This window comes from Candidatus Lokiarchaeum ossiferum (genome assembly GCA_025839675.1).
In the GTDB taxonomy this organism is placed as follows: domain Archaea; phylum Asgardarchaeota; class Lokiarchaeia; order Sigyniarchaeales; family Promethearchaeaceae; genus Lokiarchaeum; species Lokiarchaeum ossiferum.
In genome coordinates, this window is the sequence record CP104013.1 from 597,314 (window position 1) to 616,407 (window position 19,094).

The following is a 19,094-nucleotide window of genomic DNA, read 5'->3' on the forward strand; positions in this document are numbered from 1 at the left end:
AATTTAATTGCTAAATTATTGTTAGAGAGCTTATAAAGATGTCTACATTAATCTAAGTTCAGTGATAAATATATGGAACAATTAGATAGCTATTGTGGAATTTACTGTGGTAGTTGTTTTATACGAAAATCTTTAAAGGAAAACGACCGAAAATATATTCCGGAGAAATGGTCATGGATCACAGACGATATTCCTTTAGAATGTAAAGGATGTAAGAGTGATACTCTTTTTATCGGCTGTCAACAATGTAAAATTCGGCAATGCGCTAGTAGTAAGAAAATGGATTTTTGTAATCTGTGTACTGATTATGAAAGTTGTGAACTTATAAAGAATCTTGATTCTCATGCCCATCCTCATCACATCGTAGCGAAAAATAGTTTGAAATTAATACAAGAAATCGGCAAAGAAAAATGGTTAGAAAATCAAATAATCCGATGGAAATGTCAAAACTGCCAATATCCATTTTCATGGTATGAAACTGAATGCGAAAAATGTGGAGAAAAGTTATTTAACTCAACAGAAGAAGCAAAATCATTATAGAACAAGTCTTTCATTTTTTCCTAAATTCATAATACTTTCGAATAATATGTCGAAATTCAAATGAATAAAATCAAATGTATATTTCGAAATGTTTAAATTATTCCACTACCATATTTTTGATAACACTGTATTGTGATAAAACTGGTGATAAAAAAAATGGAAGTAAAATATCGATTCTATGAACCCAATCAAGGGTTAGAGGAAATTCAAGGCAAAATTTATAGTCAAGCGAATAATCGGATAGTAACTGGAAAAGAAATCCAGGAACGGTTCGAACGAGAAAAAATTGACCCAAAAACCGTAAGATATGCCTTCACAAAAGACAACAAACCCCTTGCATACATTCAAGCAAGAGATTATGAAAATGTTGGTGAAGTACACATTGGTCGTGTTTGGGCAATGCCTGAGTGTCCCGAAGAGATAAAAACAACGATGTTCGATGACTTATTAACCTATATGAAAGGACGAAAATCTGATTTACGCCTTAAATTCAATACAACGGGTGATCCAGAACAGATTAAATTTGCTGAAGAACGTGGTTTCAAGTTGGATCAGAAAGTCATTCGATTCACTATCGATAGAGAATCAATTGCTAAGTTTGATACATCAAAATTAAACTATTCCCTTCGAAGAGCTACAATGGACGATTTTGAAGAAATTAAAAAATGCTATCTGAAAGCTTTAGGGCACGTTGGAAGAACAGTTAATGAGCAACTTGCAAATTTCTTCAAAACTCAAATTGAGACTGGGTTTATGTCATTAGCTTTTGAGGGAGAAGAAATGATTGGGGTTATAGGATGTCGAGTTCCTGATTTAACCACTGATAAAGATCGCCCTAAAAACTTAGGAATTCAACCATTATTTACACTGCTCAAGAAAGAAAATGCTCTCCCAGTTTTAATGAATGCAGCATTAGAAATTGCAGCACAAGAAAAATGGAATCAAGATGTCATCCAAATAGGTTTTACGGATGAAAATCCCGATGAAATGGAAATAATGCATGCAATAGCAAAGGAAACAGCAGTCACAGGCATGCAATTTGTTCAATAGTCAAAAATGTCCCTTTTTTTTGTTATTCTACTTCCGAATTCATTTGTGTTTTTCATTCCATTCTTTTACTTTTTCAAAGAATTCCTGGATCAGAGGATGATTTAGATCTACTTTACGCCTTTCAAATCGTTTCTTCCAGCCTGTTTCGACATCTCCAGGGGCAAGTAATGCTTTAAAATCTGTTTTTGTTTGAATAAAACGTAAGTATCCATCAACGATTTCTTCATTTATTACTTTATCTCCAAAAATTTTATTAACGTGACTAGTAAATCCATAATAATTTCTCATAGGGGCGATACAATTGGTTCGATATCGGAGAACTAAATAATTTTCTTCTAAGCCATTCTTATTGGGGATTTGGTTGGAAGTGTCTTCTGAAAATAACTTTTCAAATTCATCGTTCCCATTGATAAAATTATCAAACAAAAAAGTATATAGTGAATATGGTTGTTCGTAAATTTTTTCAAAATCAAGCGTTGAATCAAAATCAATTCGAACACAAAAAATTCCTCCTTGTTCTATAATGTTAGCATCTTTTTTGTACAAAACTTCGAAAGCAACTGAAATTTGAGATAAAATCTCATATATTGACATAGATTTCTCCAAAGTATGTTCAACAGAAATTTCAAGGAAAGGAGTATCCATGATATCAGTATTAGATCCAGAGTTTAAGAATGTAATTCTTTAAATTAAAAAATCAGATTGGAAAAGGGTTAATAGAGAATAAATGAAAAGAAAATGATTGAGGATAATTCCAAAATCACGAAAATCCCTCTTTTTTTCCAATTTACGAAAAAAATTTATTAAGATGGATTTAAAGATATTTCTAAAACTTTAAAATTCATTTGAGCAATAATGAAATATGCTAAAAGGAAGAACTATTTCACTCCATCGCTTAGAAGAAACTGAAATCCCTCTTGTGCACCGATGGCGTAATAATTTGGACATAATTGGATTTTATGCGCCATTAATTCAATGTGATCTTTCAGAAAACATGAAGAACTTTGGAGAATCTACCCCAAATTCAATATTTTTCATCATTACAATGAACGATAAGACTCCAATAGGATTTGCATCCATTAATTCTTGTGGATTTCCCGGATCGGAATTTTGGGAAATTGGATATATGATTATTCCAGAAGAGCGAGGCAACGGCTATGCTTCCGAAGCGGTATTAATTTTGAGTGATTTCATTTTTCTATCAAAAGTTTCACCACGTATTCAAGCCCATGTAGATGTTGAGAATATAGCGAGTAAGAAATTATTGGAAAAAGTGGGCTACAAATGTGAGGGAATCCTTCGAAAGAATATTTTTATGTATGGTGAGTGGCGAGATTCTGCACTATACTCACTGCTTCGAGAAGAATGGGATCATCCCCGAATATTACCAAGAAGAGTCAATTCATAATTTTTTATTTCTCATTCTATTTTATCCCTTCAGATTTTTAAAGTTCATCGCTCACTGCATAAGATTTTTTTAAATCCAAACCTACCAAGGAGCTTCAATTTTATAAATTAAGCAATTTTAAGAGTATTTGGTTGCTTAGCGGATATTTTTAAACGAGTTTGAAAAAATGCTTGCTAAATTAAATTATAGAGGTTTTGATTTATACGTTGGGTTCTTATACAAAATGAGAGGATCTTCTTCATAATGCGAAATAAAGACATCTATTTTATCAATAACATGCTGTAACTGTACCAAAATATGATGATAACCGTGGTAAATACAATAGGGTGAAGTAGGGAGATTAAATTCTTCAAGGAACCCTTTGAATTTTTTTTTACTATTTCTTAGGAATTCGAGAACTTTTCCTTCCATTGATCCAAAACTATGGGTGAGAGAATGCATACGATAATATTTTTTTTGGGGATAGTAAGCAACGTAACGATCTTCAACCAATTTATCAAGTCGTTTTTTAATAGTTCGTTTATCAAAAGATGTGAGTTTTTGAAGTTCTGGCAAGGATAAACACTCTCGAGTTAGGAAATAGCAGTTTAACCAGGTCATTTTTTCATCACTTTCTTGAAAATAGTCAATTTCAATTAAATACTCAATAAAACTTGATTCAAGTAATTTGAAATCTTCAGAAAAATTATAAACTTCTTCCAGAGGCGCTTGATTGACCGTTTCAAAATTCCAATTTTTGTCCTCCTTATACAAATAATCAAAATAGTAGATATAAATAAACTGGATATCTTGAATTCTTTTTAAAAAATGAGCCCGTTCAAAAGAATCCTTGAGTTTTGACCCTTTGGAAAGATACTCCTTGAAAAATTCCTTCATATGTGTTTTTTCTATAACTCTTGGGTCTTTCTTTGTTAAAACGAATGGGATATAATTTACATTAAATATGTACTCTTTCACTTTGTGTTGAATATTGGATATTTCAATTGCTCCAATATCTTGCAATTTAGATAGTAAAATCGAAATTGTTCCTCTTGAATAACCAGTAAGTTGAGCCAAAACGGTCTGATTCAGACGTTTATGAATTAAAAAATATCCGAATATTGTAGCCAGATTTTTTGGTCTTCCATACATATAATTGATAGTAGCATAAAAATCAATGATTGATTTTTCAAATGGCACAATTTTATCATGGAAGTAATGGATTTCTTCTATCATATTATTTTAATCCCAAATTCAGATTGATTGATCATAAATTCAAAAATGAAAATCATATTTTAAAATTAACATTATTCTAATATAGACTATTAATTCTTATAAATTTAATTAAAATCCCAATATGAAATATTTTATCCATCAAAAAATAATTCTTAACAAATTTACATCATTTATCGAAATAGATATCTTGCATTTCAAATTATAGTTATTTTTCAAAAAATGTCAAGGTTTAAATTTCTATTTTAGCTAATATAGATTAACTAAATTTCATTTGAAATTTGAAGCTGGAATGTCATAATTCTTCAACAGATTTGGGTAGAAAACATATGGTATTACAAAATATCGATGCGAACATCACTATGGTCAAACAAAAGCAAAAAAACTTTTTTTTCACTGACTCGATAAAGGATTCGTCTTTAGGACTTGATAATAAAGGGCTAATCGATTTGAAAGAATTTGGAATTAAGATTCATTATCATCCAAGCCTATTTCAAACAAGTATTTCCCTAATGAATCTTCAAAAAATTCGAGACAAAAAAACATTTGAGGTCATCTTAACCAAAATCTGCGAATATTTCTTTTTCACACATGAATTTGATCAATTTGCTATAATTAACACAAAATTTCCAGAGCAATTTCAGTATTTGCTAGAAGAATTTTGTGATATCCAAGAAAATCTGACAATTATCAATAAACTTAGCTGGTTAGATTATCAAGGTTGCTTCTTCTCAAAAAGATCTTTGATGGTTTGCCATCTTTTTTGATCGAGTGAGACAATTTTATATTAAGCCACATCTCCCTTCTCTTCATTTAATTGAAATGAAAAAATATTCTTGGGCAAATTCTTAGGTCTTTAAAACCTCCAATAAATATGGAAAATGATCAAGAAAAAGAAAACAAGGATCTGAAATCAAAAGAAGGATTAAATGATTTTTTTTCAGATTTAGGGGATGATGATGCCATTGACAGCGATTATGATGAAATAGATCAAATGATTGATGAAGTGATGGCTCTATTGGAGAACTATGGAAATTATTCAGGAGGGTTAATAACTCTGGAAACCATTTTCAATTTTCTGAAAGAACGCAACTATCCTGATATTGAGCAAGAAGATTGTTTTGAAATAATTTCGCGTCTTCGCACCAATCAAGTCATCCGAGATGAAATTCTCTATAACGATTTACCCGGATTCTTCTTATATGTATTCAAAGATATCACCATCACACTAAATGGAAAAAATTTAATAAGATTATTTGTCCAAACCTCTCCACTGTCGTTATCAACCATTCAAATGAAATGGAAAAACGAACCAGATTTACTCTTAACAACACTAACCGAACTGCAGAATCAAAAAATTTTGGTTGTAGAAAAGGAATTGTATAGTATCCCAGCACTTACCTTAAAAAACTAAAAAATCAAAGAAGATATACAACTTATTTCCCATTACATAAGCCGAAAATTTAATATTTCCCTTCCTACTCACTTGAGATGATGAAAACACAGATTTTAACATATCCCGTAATATGGCACTTTATTTTTGGCTTACTTATAAAAAAAATCTACAGATCACTTTAGCTTTGCAGAGATTCGGATTCTAATGCGATTTGTCGATTGGCTAAAATCGCTCCCGCGATTAAAATCAAGATAATTCCCACCACCAATAAAATGAATGAATAATTAGTAGGAGAGTTTAGCTGATATATAAAGTAATATATCAAGATAGGGGCAATTTGTTGGGGAAGTTGTTGTAATGGCACTACGAGACTAGCGTTTCCCGCTTCAAGAGCATATTGATAATGGCTGATCCCAAGAACATTCACAACAATTGTAACCACTAAACCTATGCCAAATACAACCCAAATGATGATTGTTGCAGAACTCTCAAAAATTGGAGAGAAGGTGGCAGCAAATGGACCCATCCACAGATTATTTATAACAAATGGGAATCCAGTACCAATCGCTAACGGAATTGATTTAAACTTCTGAATTCTTTTTCCATAATAAAACAAACTCAACCATAGCACCAAGCATACAAAACTGGATGTTCCAATCCGTAAATTAAATTGAGAACTCTCAAAATATGAAATATCGGCCTCAATAGCCAGCTGTGAGCCTGAAATTAAAACAACTGCCAAAACCAACATGAAAATAGCAAGAAATTCTTTGGTGGTCAATTTTTCCTTTAAAATCATGCTTGATCCAATCGCTAAGACAATGAAGCCAGATGCCATCAATCCCGGAATCAACGCAGCACCAACCACTAATTGGGCGAGAAAAATGAATACAGCACTCCCCACAGACATTATAATAAAACCTAGTATCCAAGTTCGACTATGAATGAGCTGTTTCATTAAGTTATTTGATGCTTGCTCAGCAGGAAGATCATTTATTGCCTTTTTTTGCAGAATTTGCCCAAAGAAATTTGAACATCCTGCTAAAATGCCAAATAATATTCCGATTGCATATGAAACCATATTTTTCTCTCCCAATTTATATTTTTATTAATCATGTTTCTCTTTCTTTATATGCTTCTTTAAAGCATTTTTCTTGTTTTCGAGATTCTCAGAAATAATTTTCTTTCGATTTTCAATATTTTCGTGTAAATGTGCAATTTGGGGCACGTTTTCACGGATCCGATCCATTGCAGATTTTTCTTTATCGGGTTCTATCGACTCACGTAAATTGAGTTGTGAGGAATGAACATCACATGGTCGAATAAATTCATCAATATTGTCTTCAAACCCGCCTTTACTAAGCCATAGCTTAGTGCGATTATAAGCGCGAGAAATCAATTGTTCCGATTTCGAAAAATCATGGGGACCAACTTCGATATTTTCAGGAGGAGGAATAATGATAAGTTCCACTTTATCCTTATAAATATGATAATCTGCCGATAGTTGGCGATTTAATAAATATAGAAATGCAGGAATTAATATCTCACCTAAATTTTTGGGATCTTGATCGGGAGTATAAGGAAATCCAATTGGAAATACAACTACACGTTCAGCACCAAGTTTTACGGCCGTTGAAATAGGAGCATTATTAACCATACCTCCATCAACAAGTACATTGGATCCCATATGCTGAGGAGGAAAAACACCAGGGATTCCAGCACTAGCCATGATAGCTTCCTTCAATAATCCTTTATCAAAAACAATCTCATCCCCAGTTTTGATATCCGCACTCACAATATAAAGAGGAATTTGAGCTTCTTCGATCTTTTCATAAGGAAGATTTTCTGTGATCAAGGTCCGCAAATTTTTTGGGGAAATAAGATATTGCCCAAAAGTAGCAATGTTCTTTACCGGAGTCAAGGGAGAAGGAGTAAAGACATCTCGGGCCCTTAATTGTTTCCAAATTGATTCGAGAATCTCAACACCTTCCATGGTTGGATTATGTGCATAAAAAGCACCATTTAGACTTCCAACAGAAGTACCTAAAACTAAATCAGGTGTAATACCATGCTCAACGATTGCTTTAAGCATACCTACTTCAACAGAACCGAGACTTGCGCCACCAGAAAAAACAAAGGCTGTTTTCATAATTTTATACTTAGCTGAAAATCCTAAATAATCTTTTCTTATCCATTTTTGAAATTTGGAGAAACGGATTTTATTTCCCAATCATTTCTTCTTTTTGATAAAGAAATAGATTACTATGAAGACCACTAGGAAAACAGCAGTTAAACTCCCAATTAGTAATAAAATAAACGGAGAATCACCAGAATTGCCAAAACCATCATTAATTCTAGCAAATTGAAGGAGAAACAATAAGCCTACTAAAATGATAATTTCCACAACTCCAATCACTACTTTTGTCCCTTTTTTCATGTTAATGCTGCCTTCTTTTCATGAAAACAAATGATGCGACTAGTAATACAGGAATTACAAATGCGATAATAATATAGATATATGAACTACCTGTCTCTGAACTATCTGAAGGAGTATCATTATTCCCCATAATCAAAAAAAGTACTACAAATCCTGATAAACAAACGATTCCAAGGATAAGGGGAATTATTCTTTTAGTATATCTGCTCATGTAATTGTAGGAAAGAAAAAAACCTATATTAATTTATCTTCCCATAGGTAATTTCGTATTATTATCTAAATAAAATAAAAAGATCAATTGATTTGTAAATAGAAAAGGAGATGTAAATCTGATTTTGACTTAGCTAATTATCAAAAAATAGGAGTTTTTGCTTAATATTCATTTATTTTTATTTTAAATTAAATAATTTTAGATTTTTTGCATGAGTGTCTCTGTTTAAGATTTACCAGATTAATATAAAGAAATATAATCATCTTCTGCATTCTGAATATCAAAATTTGAAGTAGAAATTCGCATATTACATATTTTGATTATCTTTTTTTATCTTCAGGGCAATTTGAAAAAAATCAGTTTGAGTTTGTCTTTTTAAAACCTAAAAGACTATTTCATATCTCCACAAATTTATTTTATCGGACTGTTCGGGTAAATTTTACAAGATAATTAAATGGTTGTACCTATTTGACTGAAAGATTATAAGTAAAAAAACATGTTAATAATATTAATCACATAACAATCCATGGATAAACATTGTAATGCATGCAGTTTCAAACTTATTTTCAAATATCATCATTGGGCTCTGTTTAACTGGATTAATTGTTGTTTTTACTATTAAATCCATAAAAAGGGGATATTTTTTCAGATATTTTACTCTTGCTTATTTTTGCTTGGTCATTGGGATTTTATACCATTTTGTTGGTCATCTAATCTGGCCTACAAGGTATGAATCGACCCATATAATGGTAGAATTAATGTTCTTTGGATATTTTCAATTATTTTTTTATAATTACTTAAATAGCATTCAGAAATTTAAGCGTTATAGCACAATTTTTCTAATTGTATTTATATTATTTCTTCTTCAACAATTTAGTTTACATGTTTTATTACATTTCTCATCCTTAATATCGATCCAAGATGATATTTGGCTTGTTGCAGATGGAACATATAATATTAATGGATTAATTATCTCTTTTGTAGGTGGTTGCCCATATTTAATCAAGAATTATAAGAAATCTAAACAATTTATTTCCCTTTTACTGATTTTTGGATTTCTATTAATGGGAGTGGGATATCTATGCCTAACAGTTTCAGATTTATTTTCGTTTTATAGACTAGCGAATAAGATGGAATTTATTCTTTATAAAATTGGAAATAGTCTGATTATTTTCAGCATTTTGCTCATTTTGTTTCTATATTTCTTAGATATTCAACAATTTTTCATCATTCCCCATGAATTATTTATCCTTGTGATTTCGAATGCGGAGGGGAAAATTATTTTTCAATCTAAATTTTCGGATAATAATCCAGAAAAGGAAATTGGTTTTGATTATCGCCCAGTAATAGAAGGTATTGATAAGTTTTATCAACAATTTAGCGGATTAAAAAAGCCAAAAATTCATATAGTTGAAAATGCGATTCAAATTTTAACTTATTCCGAAAATGAAATAAATGCAACAATCATTTCCAATTCTACAAGTAGAATCATCTGGGATGCATTGAAACACTTCTTAAGAGGATTTCTTAAGCATTTCAACAGAGAATTAGATGAAAATAATTGTGATTTTTATAATTCAAGCCCATTTATCAATGATACTGTTGAAATGGTCATTCAAAATTTCCCATTCATCAACATATATCAAAAATGAAGGAGATAATCGACAAAGAAATAAAGAGTCTTAATTATCCTCCAAACACTAGAAATTTTGAAGAATAGCAAATAAATAGGAGGATCAATTAATTTCGTCAAAATTATAGATCATCGAGATTACACTTATTTTTTTAAGAATTACTATTCTTTTTGTAAAATTTCTACTTTCTCAGGAATTTTTCCATAAAAATCCTCAGCTATGATAATGGATTGATTGAGCTCGGACATTGCATTTTGATCTAAGCTTTTTTCCTCCACTTCACCATTTTTGTAAGTAATTTTAACAAGAAATTTATTCATAGTGATATTTCTCTCTAAAAAATAAAAGAATTGTGTTTTTGAATTAATATAAAAAGGAAAGACAAAAAAATTATTATACGTCTACTTTATTTAAACTTCTCATATCCCCAACAAACCAAAAAACAAATAGAACTATGAAGTGTAATTTAATGATTTTCATTGATATTGCAAATCAAGAATTGTATATAGAATATTTATGTTCCCTTAAGACATAAATAATGTAATGACAAATCACGTGGAATTGGAAACTGCCCCATTTCACCTTTTTTATAAGGAACAATGGCTCTGTTTTGCAGCATTTTCTCAAATGAGTGAAAAACAAATCAATTTTAAGATCGACGAAATGGACAGTTTCATTGAATCTCTCTTAAATAATGAGGAAAATTTTAAGGAGATTTCGCCTATTATTATCCCAGAAAATAGGAAAATAATGCCTGAATTTGCAAAACATTTGAAAGCAGAAATAAATTGGCACACAATAATTCCAAACTTCAATTACGGGTATAAGGATGAAACTTATAAAATTGTTGGATACTTTCTTATTCGATTGATTCCAGATTCTTTTCAAAAATTAGGTTTTGATATTAAAGAAATTCGACCAAATCATTTGGAATTCTTAATTAATTTAATTTCGGACAAGTTTCGAGCGGAATATGATGATAAATTCTATTACGATCAAACTTCGATCCCTTATTCAATCACAATTTGTTCAAAACATTCAATGTCAGAGAAAAATCTTCAATGGGATGATGAGCAATGCCGAATATATAAAAAAGAGATTGGAAAGTGGTCAGATATTTATTCTGGAGATTATTCAGACTATAAAGAATCCTTCTATGATGAATGCATTAGACCCAATCTTTCAAATAGAACGTCAGAAATGCATATCATTCTGAGGAACTCGGCGTTATTATATTTAGAACCCCATAATTATAATCGTTTTTTTATTAAAGATGAACATACTCCCCATTCAACTGGATATTTATACTTTTTTGTATTAAAAACAATATGTAGCTTTCATACCATAAAATTTACCCTTTACAAGATTAGTGAAGAAATAGATAAAGATGCTTTAAATTTGGTACAAATGGAATACATGGATCAAAAGATTGGAGAAATTAAAAGGAGACTCGATAAGACAGCATATTTGAAAGAATCTTTAGATGTCTTTATCAAACCTTTTCTTACAGATTCCCTACGAAATAAAGGGAAGCATTATTCAAAGATCCAACGTTGTTGCACCGAAATGTATGCAATTAAAGAAAATATGGAATATATTCAACGCGGAATCGAGAATAATCTGCAGGCATTAAATTCTATATTTATAGATAAACAAAACTTAGAAAAAGAAATCCAAGATGAAGAAACAGGAGTTCAAAACCTTCAAAATTTAACAGTAACCCTAATAAGTCTGTTTTTTGGCACGGATTTATTATTTGAAATGAGTGAACTCTTAGAATTACATGGATGGGGCGTGATGGATTACTTGAAGTTAATATTAATGATCCTCATGTTCGGTATCTTTGTGATTTTAATTATTCGATCATTAAAAACTCGTAAAACGGTAAAAATATTAAAAGCCAAGAAAAAGAGCCAAATTTGAAATTTGGAAATTTTTTTAGATTATATTGGTTGTAATATAGTCATTTTTTCGAGAAATCTGCCTTCAACAGGTTCAGCAAGAGAAATGGAATTTGTTATTTTTGATATTGCATCATATTCCAAAATTTTTTCTTCCGATTCCCCATTTTGATAGGTCAGCTTTACAATAAATTTATTCATGTTTCAAATTTTGACAAATGATGTTAAAAAAGCTAGAATATTAACCTAACAATATTTCCAGTTTCATTAAAAAAGAAGGGAGATTAAATTGCTTCAACCATTCTTAGGGCGAATTGTTGGGCTTTTTTTTGATCTGATTCATCAGGATGCGTCCGGAGCTCTTTTTTATAATCTTTCCATTTTTCTTTATCCGTAATAATTTTACTATGAATGAAAAGTTCAATTGGAAAAATTGCTGAACCTTGACAATGAAAAGTGCCAATTAAATTGCAATTTTTATCCTTGGCAGTAGTTTCAAAAGCTGTTTGACAGTTTCCTGCCCATTCATCATAAAGTTTCTTATAGTGCTCACTTACTTCAGGCATTGCGGTAGAATGTGTAAAGAAACCAACCAGAGGCAAATTTTGGAGATTGGGTAAATTTTGCATGAATTTCAGCATTTTTTTGGCCAACGTGGAATGATGACAAGGAGCACCTAAAAATAAACAATTGTATTCTGAAATTTTTTCAATCTGGACTTGTTTAATTGAACAAAGATCTACTTCATGGAAATCATTAAGAGCTTCAGACATGTAGGAAGCAATTTTCTGGGTATTTTTTGATTGAGTATAATATAATATTAGAATTTTCATAGAAATCACAATAAACAGTAAACTAAGTTATTTTTTTCTGAATTAATAAGATGTGGAGGCCAATTTTTTATCCAAACAAGATGTTAGTAATTGGTGCGATATAATTCAAGTTGAATAGATTTTCAATTTTTCTCGAGTTTCTGAATTATCAAGATAAACCCTCCACTCTTGAATCTTCTGATCAACAATGATTGCAGTCCAAATTGCAGGACCATCCAGTACTTTATGTGAACATGTAGAGTATCCTTCAATAATGACTTTATTTTTCTCTGTATAAAATTTTACAAAATGATTTTTATAGTTTGGATATAAGTGGAAAAATTCCTTCCAGCTAGCTACCATCGATCCCTTCCCTTTATGTATCTCATTCTCAGAATCAATAAATTGGTGATCTTCAGCCATTAAGGAAGCCAATTTTCTAATATCCCGCCGATTAATAGCATTGTTAAATTCTTTGACAATTAAAACATTTAGTTCTTCATCCACATATCAAATATGAATCTAAGGAACAAAAAGGGTTATCATTTGGTGGTTAGATCAAAAATAGAAAAGGAATTAAGAAAAATAAGAAAAATTAAAAAAATTTAGGCAATTATGGTAATACCACCGGATCCTGTCTCAAAATGGATATTAAACCCAGAAGTACCATCATAACTAAGACTAGTTAAAATTTCATCAGCATAATTGTATTCGGAAGATTGACTCAGATCAAATTCTACATCTCCACTACCCACATCACATTCCCAGTTAGATGGAACGGTTGTTGAATTCATATCTAATTGTGTGGTAATTCTTCCACTTCCTGTTTCTATATTCCCAGAAATCAAACCCCCCAACGAATGATGCTGAGTAATATCAAGATTAATATTTCCGCTAGACCCGTCAATATTCCAGTAAACATCATTCAGTAGGCTAAGATCTTCAGATATTAGAGAAAAACCTCCCGAGCCGATATTTACATTAAGATCTCCCCCAAGAGTTGTATTGATTAAATTGTACCTTACTGATCCATAACCCGTATCAGAATTAAAGGAGCCCATCAGTTGAGAATTAACTGCAACTATGTCGATACTACCTGAACCGGTATTGAGATTCAATGATTCAGTTAAATTCAACCCATCAATATTAAGATACAAAGAACCGGAACCGGTGCTAATATCTACAGTATTTTTAACATCAGTGTTATTAATATTTAGTCGAATGTTGCCAGATCCAGCGTTAAGAATTAGATCAGATGAAACTTTTGAGTTTTCATCAAGATATAGATCGATGCTACCAGATCCAGTATGGATATCTAAGTTTACAAAACTCACATTTTTAGAAATAGTTGCAATGATGTTTCCAGAACCAGTATCAATATCTAAATCATATACAATATCGGTCCGTAATGAGACTGTGATCACGGTTTGATCCCACATTGCCCAATTGAACCAATCTTCCTGATATACATGGAAATATACTAATGATTCGGATGTTTCCCAATCAATTGTATATATTTCTTCTAAACTTCGTTCTTCCCCACCACGGTAAGAGAAATCAAAACTGGCATCAATGGACACAAAATCTTCCACAGGTGAAGAATTAAATTGAAATATCACTTCAGCACTACCAACATCAAAATCAAAGGCGAGATTTGTAGGAATGGTTTCAGATCCATACGCATAGGTTCGATCTGCTTGAAGATCATATTTATGAGATGAAGCTAAAAACGAGGCACCGCTGGAGACAATTAAAACAATGAGCACAATTGCAACAATTTTTCCCGCTTTGGATCGACGCACAGGTTTTTGAATAGAAGAATGAACATTTTGTCGTCCGACATCTTGATTAGAAGCATATTTAGGCACTTCTATATAATTCTCAGGTTGAGAAGGTTGTTGATTTTGACCTTCAATCTGAGAACCGCAATTGGAGCAATATAACGTCCCTTGAGGCACATCAACTCCACATTCTGAACAATAAGTCATAAGTTTTCACAATATAGTTTGTTACTTTATTGAAAGAGATCTTGATTAAAGCCTATCTGGAAACCAATTATTAGCAGTAGAATGAAAACACATTATCTTCAATTAAATTCTTATATTGAAAGGTTTTGGGAGAATTTTAGTAGGAATTTGGTTAATTATTCTTAAATATCATCTGTATATAGTTTATGCCAATATCTCTCAAAATGAGAAAAAAAAGCATTTCAGAAATTTGTGTGGAATCTTAATTTCTCTTTCTTGCAAATATATTGAACAATATCTCTCCCATCTTTAGCAGCAGGTGGTAATCCCCCTCCAATTGTTGTCCATTGACCAATCATATAGAAGTTTTTTAATTTTGGCAATTTCTTTGGAATTTTCTTGCGCAAAGTTTTTGTGTTTATAAGCCATCCTTCGAAGGAGCCCTTCCAGTTCCCAGTATATCGCACCCAAGTCATCGGTGTAGCGATGTCACTGACATTTACATTTTGGGAAAAATTTGGAATGATTTCATCTAATATTTTTAATAAATCATTATGTATCTTTTCTTTTTCATATTCATATTCTTCTTTTTTTTCATACATTTCCTCCCAAAATTTGTATGATGTTTCAAATCCAACAATCACTACAGCTTTTCCATCTGGAGCCATGGTAGGATCAAAATTATAATGTTTGATATTGATAGAGTTAATGTAGTTAGAACCAACTTTCTTTGGTTTAGAAAATTCAAAGTCTGTGGAGTGATCGAAAAAGGAGAGGCCTTGATTAACTCCAAAAGATGCCATGATTAGGGGAGTAAACAAGGGAGTTTCATCATAATGCTTTTTAATTTTCTCATCAAGATATTTTCCTTCTAACATTTGAAATATTGTTGAATATCCGTCAGCAGCACTAATAATATAATCAGCATACACTTTTTCCCCATTATCAAGTAGAATTCCAATCGCTTTCTTCTTTTTAACTAATATTTTAACGACTTTTAAATTGTATTGAATTTTTCCTCCCATTTCAAGATAATGAGTAACGATGGATTTTGAAAAAGAATAAGCACCACCTTCTGGCCAGCCGGCATTTTTATAATGTAAATGCCCTAAAGTCATAAAAGCAGCCACCGCTGGAAAATCGGGTAATGGAAAAATTTTCGGAATCATTTCTTTCAATAATGGATTAGTAAAGCTTTTTGCATATTCTTTAATAGAAATCTTGGATAAGCGCCCCATGGATTTGAAAATAGATTTATTCTGACTGATAAACTGCAAATAATCTCTAATGTTCCACATCTTTTGAGGTTTGATGGGTAATTCCATGTCTGCGATTTCTAAAGTATCGTAATAGAATGAATCAATGGCTTCATGATCCTCTGGAGCTAAGGTGAGCATATAATCTCGAAATCTATCCGCGTTGGTATAAACCACGAATTCTTGACCCTTGTTATTAATAATGGTTTTAAAAATATCATGATTTATTATTTTCTTGTTCTTTAAAGCGCCTAACTCATCCCAAATTTGTTTAAAGGTACCGGCATCATTTCCCGTACCTATCAACCAATGAATACATCCGTCAAACCAAAATCCATCTCTTTGCCACCCTGTACATACACCTCCAGGCAAGGAGTGCATCTCATATATTTTGGGAGAAAAACCATTCATGGCTGCATAACTGCCAGCAGCTAAACCTGCGATACCTCCCCCGATGATTATTATTTTCTTACTCATTTCATCACTCTTCAAGGAATATTGATATTATCCTATAAATTGGAAAAATGAAGTCGTAATACATTTTTCAAAATGAAATCATTAATTCATTATGCTAAGATGATCTTTTCATTTCAAATAAGAAATGTGAAGTCCAACAATTAGCAAAAAAGATGTAATTTTGAACCCAAATTCCAATTTATTTTATGGTGAGATATGTATTGGATAACAATTGTAATTCAAATTTAATATAAATATTAAGAATTTTTACAAAAAGTCCATATACTACATTTTTAACAAATTTTGACTAATTTCGACTAATTTGAAATTTGGATAATTTTTTTATGAAGGAGATGTTTTCAATTACATTAGGATAGAATTAAAAAAATGCCTTCAAATTTCCAATTCATGATTTTAAGGCAATAAAATTCAAAATGGATCAATTTAATTTCTTAATGACTACGGAATGAACCTCTTCAAACTCTAAACCTTCTCGATCTTCATAGGGGTTTTCATCATCTTCATCATCCTCTTCATCATCGTCTTCTTCTTCAATAGTAGGGATTAGAACGCGTTCAAAATAATGTTCATTGTCCTCATCATCATCATAATAATTGACTGCAATTACATTTCCCTCATCATCTATTTCCCTATAAATTGGAAGGATTTGAACCGAAAGCAAGTTTGGATTAATAGAAAATTGAAACCCTACATTTCCAGCCCATAAATAGAGAATACCACCAATCACAATACTTCTGGTTTTTGAAATTCGTCGTTGTTCACCTTCGGAAACTACTTCAAATTCCCAAAAATCTTCCAATTCTTGAAAAATAATAATATCGCGAGTAAGATTGGATATTTTTCGTTTCATTTCAGAAAATCTGACACTACCAATCCAATCCCAATCCCTTCCATCATCAGAAATTTCTCGATAAATTAACCCATCACCATCTCTCGGAATTTTTAAACTGATGCAAACTTGTTCTTCTTCTTCAAAATATTCACATAATACCTTGAAAGAAAAGCCATTGATATTTATTTGTTCAACTTTCCAACCATCCCCTGTTTTTTCTAATTCAAAGGAACTCGCAGGAACTTTATGGAAATAAAGATATTCCCATTTCTTTTTTCCTTCTTCTTGATAACTAGATTGGACAATTTTTTGATTTTCCAGAAGTTTAGAAATTATTTTACGAATATTTGAAGAGAATCCATATTCTTGCAACATCTCAATTGAAAAACCCGTATCTGAATGGGTCTTTAAAAAATTTGAAACATTTTCTTCCGTAGTAACAATTTTATCATCTTTTTTGATAAACTCGATTGGAACACCCTTAATCGCCTTAGTTGTTTTTTTTACCATATTAATCATATAAAAATGATAGTATATAAATATATGTTACTTATTATTGATATCCATAACTTGTTATACTTAATGAACTTCTATTGTTTTTATTTTGTTTTGGTAATGAACTAAATAAAAACATTGAATGGAGAATTTAAGAAAGGTTTTTTTCTTTCTCTAAATCAGATATATTAATGAAAGGAATGGATTTTACCGAATTAGCGAAAAATAGTCTCAAGCATACTGATGAATTAATCCATGAATTTGGCCCACGCTTGGCGGGGACCAAACAATGTCAAAAAGTGGGAGAAAAATTGGGTCAAATTCTTTCAGAATTCTGTGATGAAAGCAGTGTTGAGGATATAGAAATTCATCCAGAATCCTTCAGTTTCTATATCAAATTTTTACCCTTAATGTATGCTGTGGGATCATTATTTTTCTATTTACGATCAAACTGGATAATTGTACCTCTTATTGGAATGATTTTTGGTATTTTCATGATGATTTCTATTTTTGGATTCTACAAACATTTCTTTGATCGATTTTTCCCAAAAAAAATAGGAAAGAACGTGTATGGTTGCATTGAACCCTCTAAAGATGTTCACCAGCAAGTAATACTCTCCGGACATCATGACAGTGCTCGGGAAATTCGAATTTTAGCATCGAGATTCCAAAAATTTTATGCTCCAGCAATTTTCATTCCATATTTCTTTTTCTTGTATGCAATCATTATCTTCATAATTGCGATTTCGGGACAATTTAACATAGTTTCATCCACTTTTATAACAATTTGCAATATCATTAGTCTACCATTCATGATTGTGTATATTTTCATGCTGAGTAGTAAAGGAACTCCAGGGGCAGGGGATAATTTAATTGCATCAGTCATGGTAATTGAACTCGGGAAGAAACTAGCCTCTCTCAAACATTCGAATGATCTATATTTGAATCATACACGTGTCATTTTAGCAAGTTTTGATGCAGAAGAAGCAGGATTACGAGGTGCCGCGGCCTTTATGGAAACCCATTATAAAAAATGGCAAAAAATCCCCACATATCATCTTAATTTTGATAGTTTATATAATGTTGATCAATTCCATATCTTGACTCATGATATCAACGGCACAATCCCACTCTCACAAGAGATGGTAGATGATGTTATTAAAATTGCTACTAAGCATGGAATTTCTTTCAGCAAATTTAGTATGACCTTTGGAGGAGGAGGCACCGATGCTGCTGAAAGTGCTCGCAAAGGGATCGCCGCAACAACAATTCTGGCGATGCCAACAGATATTGTCAGAGAAGGATTAGTATATCATACTCGAAATGACACTGTTGATTCAATTGAGTCAGAAGTTATTGAAGGATGCCTAAATATTGCTTGGGATTTTCTCTGGTTAAAAGAAAAACAAATTGAAAGTTAAAGTCATATTCACCATTTTTTTATCTTCCCCTGGGAAATGTTATAG

21 protein-coding genes are annotated in these 19,094 nt (G+C 31.4%); 8 read left to right on the plus strand and 13 right to left on the minus strand.

The window, feature by feature from the left end:
* Window positions 1-72: 72 nt before the first annotated feature.
* Window positions 73-540: a DUF3795 domain-containing protein gene (locus tag NEF87_RS02520; protein ID WP_457918497.1), complete on the plus strand. Its 468-nt coding sequence runs from the start codon at window positions 73-75 to the stop codon at window positions 538-540.
* A 156-nt stretch (window positions 541-696) separates the two neighbouring features.
* Window positions 697-1,590 carry a hypothetical protein gene (locus tag NEF87_RS02525; protein ID WP_371804823.1) on the plus strand — a complete coding sequence of 298 codons (894 nt, stop codon included), beginning with the start codon at window positions 697-699 and terminating at the stop codon, window positions 1,588-1,590.
* 39 nt (window positions 1,591-1,629) lie between these two features.
* Here NEF87_RS02525 and NEF87_RS02530 read toward each other — a convergent pair whose 3' ends face one another.
* The gene (locus NEF87_RS02530; RefSeq protein WP_457918498.1) at window positions 1,630-2,235 is read right to left on the minus strand and encodes a hypothetical protein; all 606 of its coding nucleotides are present in this window, start codon (window positions 2,233-2,235) and stop codon (window positions 1,630-1,632) included.
* A 217-nt stretch (window positions 2,236-2,452) separates the two neighbouring features.
* On the opposite strand from NEF87_RS02530, the gene NEF87_RS02535 reads away from it, so the two are divergent.
* Window positions 2,453-2,998: a GNAT family N-acetyltransferase gene (locus NEF87_RS02535; protein WP_457918499.1), complete on the plus strand. Its 546-nt coding sequence runs from the start codon at window positions 2,453-2,455 to the stop codon at window positions 2,996-2,998.
* A 183-nt stretch (window positions 2,999-3,181) separates the two neighbouring features.
* Here the strand turns inward: NEF87_RS02535 and NEF87_RS02540 are convergent, their stop codons facing one another.
* On the minus strand, window positions 3,182-4,213 hold the full coding sequence (locus NEF87_RS02540) for a helix-turn-helix domain-containing protein (RefSeq protein ID WP_371804826.1): 1,032 nt from the start codon (window positions 4,211-4,213) through the stop codon (window positions 3,182-3,184).
* A 326-nt stretch (window positions 4,214-4,539) separates the two neighbouring features.
* Between NEF87_RS02540 and NEF87_RS02545 the strand changes: the two genes are divergently transcribed.
* Entirely contained in the window at window positions 4,540-4,977 is a 438-nt protein-coding gene (locus NEF87_RS02545; protein WP_457918500.1) for a hypothetical protein, read from the plus strand.
* 107 nt (window positions 4,978-5,084) lie between these two features.
* Window positions 5,085-5,624 carry a hypothetical protein gene (locus tag NEF87_RS02550; protein ID WP_371804828.1) on the plus strand — a complete coding sequence of 180 codons (540 nt, stop codon included), beginning with the start codon at window positions 5,085-5,087 and terminating at the stop codon, window positions 5,622-5,624.
* Between the two features lie 160 nt (window positions 5,625-5,784).
* Here NEF87_RS02550 and NEF87_RS02555 read toward each other — a convergent pair whose 3' ends face one another.
* The 4 genes from NEF87_RS02555 to NEF87_RS02570 all read right to left on the minus strand — a co-directional run bounded on the left by NEF87_RS02555 (window position 5,785) and on the right by NEF87_RS02570 (window position 8,254).
* The gene (locus NEF87_RS02555; protein ID WP_457918501.1) at window positions 5,785-6,687 is read right to left on the minus strand and encodes a hypothetical protein; all 903 of its coding nucleotides are present in this window, start codon (window positions 6,685-6,687) and stop codon (window positions 5,785-5,787) included.
* Window positions 6,688-6,714: 27 nt separating this feature from the next.
* On the minus strand, window positions 6,715-7,755 hold the full coding sequence (locus NEF87_RS02560; RefSeq protein WP_371804830.1) for a patatin-like phospholipase family protein: 1,041 nt from the start codon (window positions 7,753-7,755) through the stop codon (window positions 6,715-6,717).
* A gap of 81 nt (window positions 7,756-7,836) precedes the next feature.
* The gene (locus NEF87_RS02565; protein WP_457918502.1) at window positions 7,837-8,043 is read right to left on the minus strand and encodes a hypothetical protein; all 207 of its coding nucleotides are present in this window, start codon (window positions 8,041-8,043) and stop codon (window positions 7,837-7,839) included.
* 1 nt (window position 8,044) lies between these two features.
* On the minus strand, window positions 8,045-8,254 hold the full coding sequence (locus NEF87_RS02570; protein ID WP_371804832.1) for a hypothetical protein: 210 nt from the start codon (window positions 8,252-8,254) through the stop codon (window positions 8,045-8,047).
* A gap of 542 nt (window positions 8,255-8,796) precedes the next feature.
* Here NEF87_RS02570 and NEF87_RS02575 point away from each other — a divergent pair.
* Entirely contained in the window at window positions 8,797-9,906 is a 1,110-nt protein-coding gene (locus tag NEF87_RS02575; protein ID WP_457918503.1) for a hypothetical protein, read from the plus strand.
* A gap of 143 nt (window positions 9,907-10,049) precedes the next feature.
* On the opposite strand, the gene NEF87_RS02580 is transcribed toward NEF87_RS02575, so the two are convergent.
* Window positions 10,050-10,208 (minus strand): hypothetical protein, encoded by a 159-nt coding sequence (locus tag NEF87_RS02580; protein WP_457918504.1) that lies wholly within the window; start codon window positions 10,206-10,208, stop codon window positions 10,050-10,052.
* A gap of 223 nt (window positions 10,209-10,431) precedes the next feature.
* On the opposite strand from NEF87_RS02580, the gene NEF87_RS02585 reads away from it, so the two are divergent.
* Window positions 10,432-11,811, plus strand: a complete 1,380-nt coding sequence (locus NEF87_RS02585; RefSeq protein WP_457918505.1) for a hypothetical protein — start codon at window positions 10,432-10,434, stop codon at window positions 11,809-11,811.
* Between the two features lie 20 nt (window positions 11,812-11,831).
* Here the strand turns inward: NEF87_RS02585 and NEF87_RS02590 are convergent, their stop codons facing one another.
* The 6 genes from NEF87_RS02590 to NEF87_RS02615 form a co-directional block, all read right to left on the minus strand.
* Complete coding sequence (locus NEF87_RS02590; RefSeq protein WP_371804836.1) at window positions 11,832-11,990, minus strand: hypothetical protein; 159 nt, start codon at window positions 11,988-11,990, stop codon at window positions 11,832-11,834.
* An 83-nt stretch (window positions 11,991-12,073) separates the two neighbouring features.
* Window positions 12,074-12,622, minus strand: coding sequence for a flavodoxin family protein (locus NEF87_RS02595; protein WP_457918506.1), 549 nt, complete (start codon window positions 12,620-12,622; stop codon window positions 12,074-12,076).
* 105 nt (window positions 12,623-12,727) lie between these two features.
* On the minus strand, window positions 12,728-13,108 hold the full coding sequence (locus NEF87_RS02600; protein ID WP_457918507.1) for a nuclear transport factor 2 family protein: 381 nt from the start codon (window positions 13,106-13,108) through the stop codon (window positions 12,728-12,730).
* Window positions 13,109-13,206: 98 nt separating this feature from the next.
* The gene (locus NEF87_RS02605) at window positions 13,207-14,589 is read right to left on the minus strand and encodes a DUF4097 family beta strand repeat-containing protein (protein WP_457918508.1); all 1,383 of its coding nucleotides are present in this window, start codon (window positions 14,587-14,589) and stop codon (window positions 13,207-13,209) included.
* 221 nt (window positions 14,590-14,810) lie between these two features.
* Complete coding sequence (locus tag NEF87_RS02610) at window positions 14,811-16,301, minus strand: phytoene desaturase family protein (protein ID WP_457918509.1); 1,491 nt, start codon at window positions 16,299-16,301, stop codon at window positions 14,811-14,813.
* Window positions 16,302-16,719: 418 nt separating this feature from the next.
* Complete coding sequence (locus tag NEF87_RS02615) at window positions 16,720-17,643, minus strand: hypothetical protein (protein ID WP_457918510.1); 924 nt, start codon at window positions 17,641-17,643, stop codon at window positions 16,720-16,722.
* A 176-nt stretch (window positions 17,644-17,819) separates the two neighbouring features.
* Here NEF87_RS02615 and NEF87_RS02620 point away from each other — a divergent pair, with 176 nt between their 5' ends.
* Window positions 17,820-19,049, plus strand: a complete 1,230-nt coding sequence (locus NEF87_RS02620) for a M28 family metallopeptidase (protein ID WP_457918511.1) — start codon at window positions 17,820-17,822, stop codon at window positions 19,047-19,049.
* Window positions 19,050-19,094: the final 45 nt, after the last annotated feature.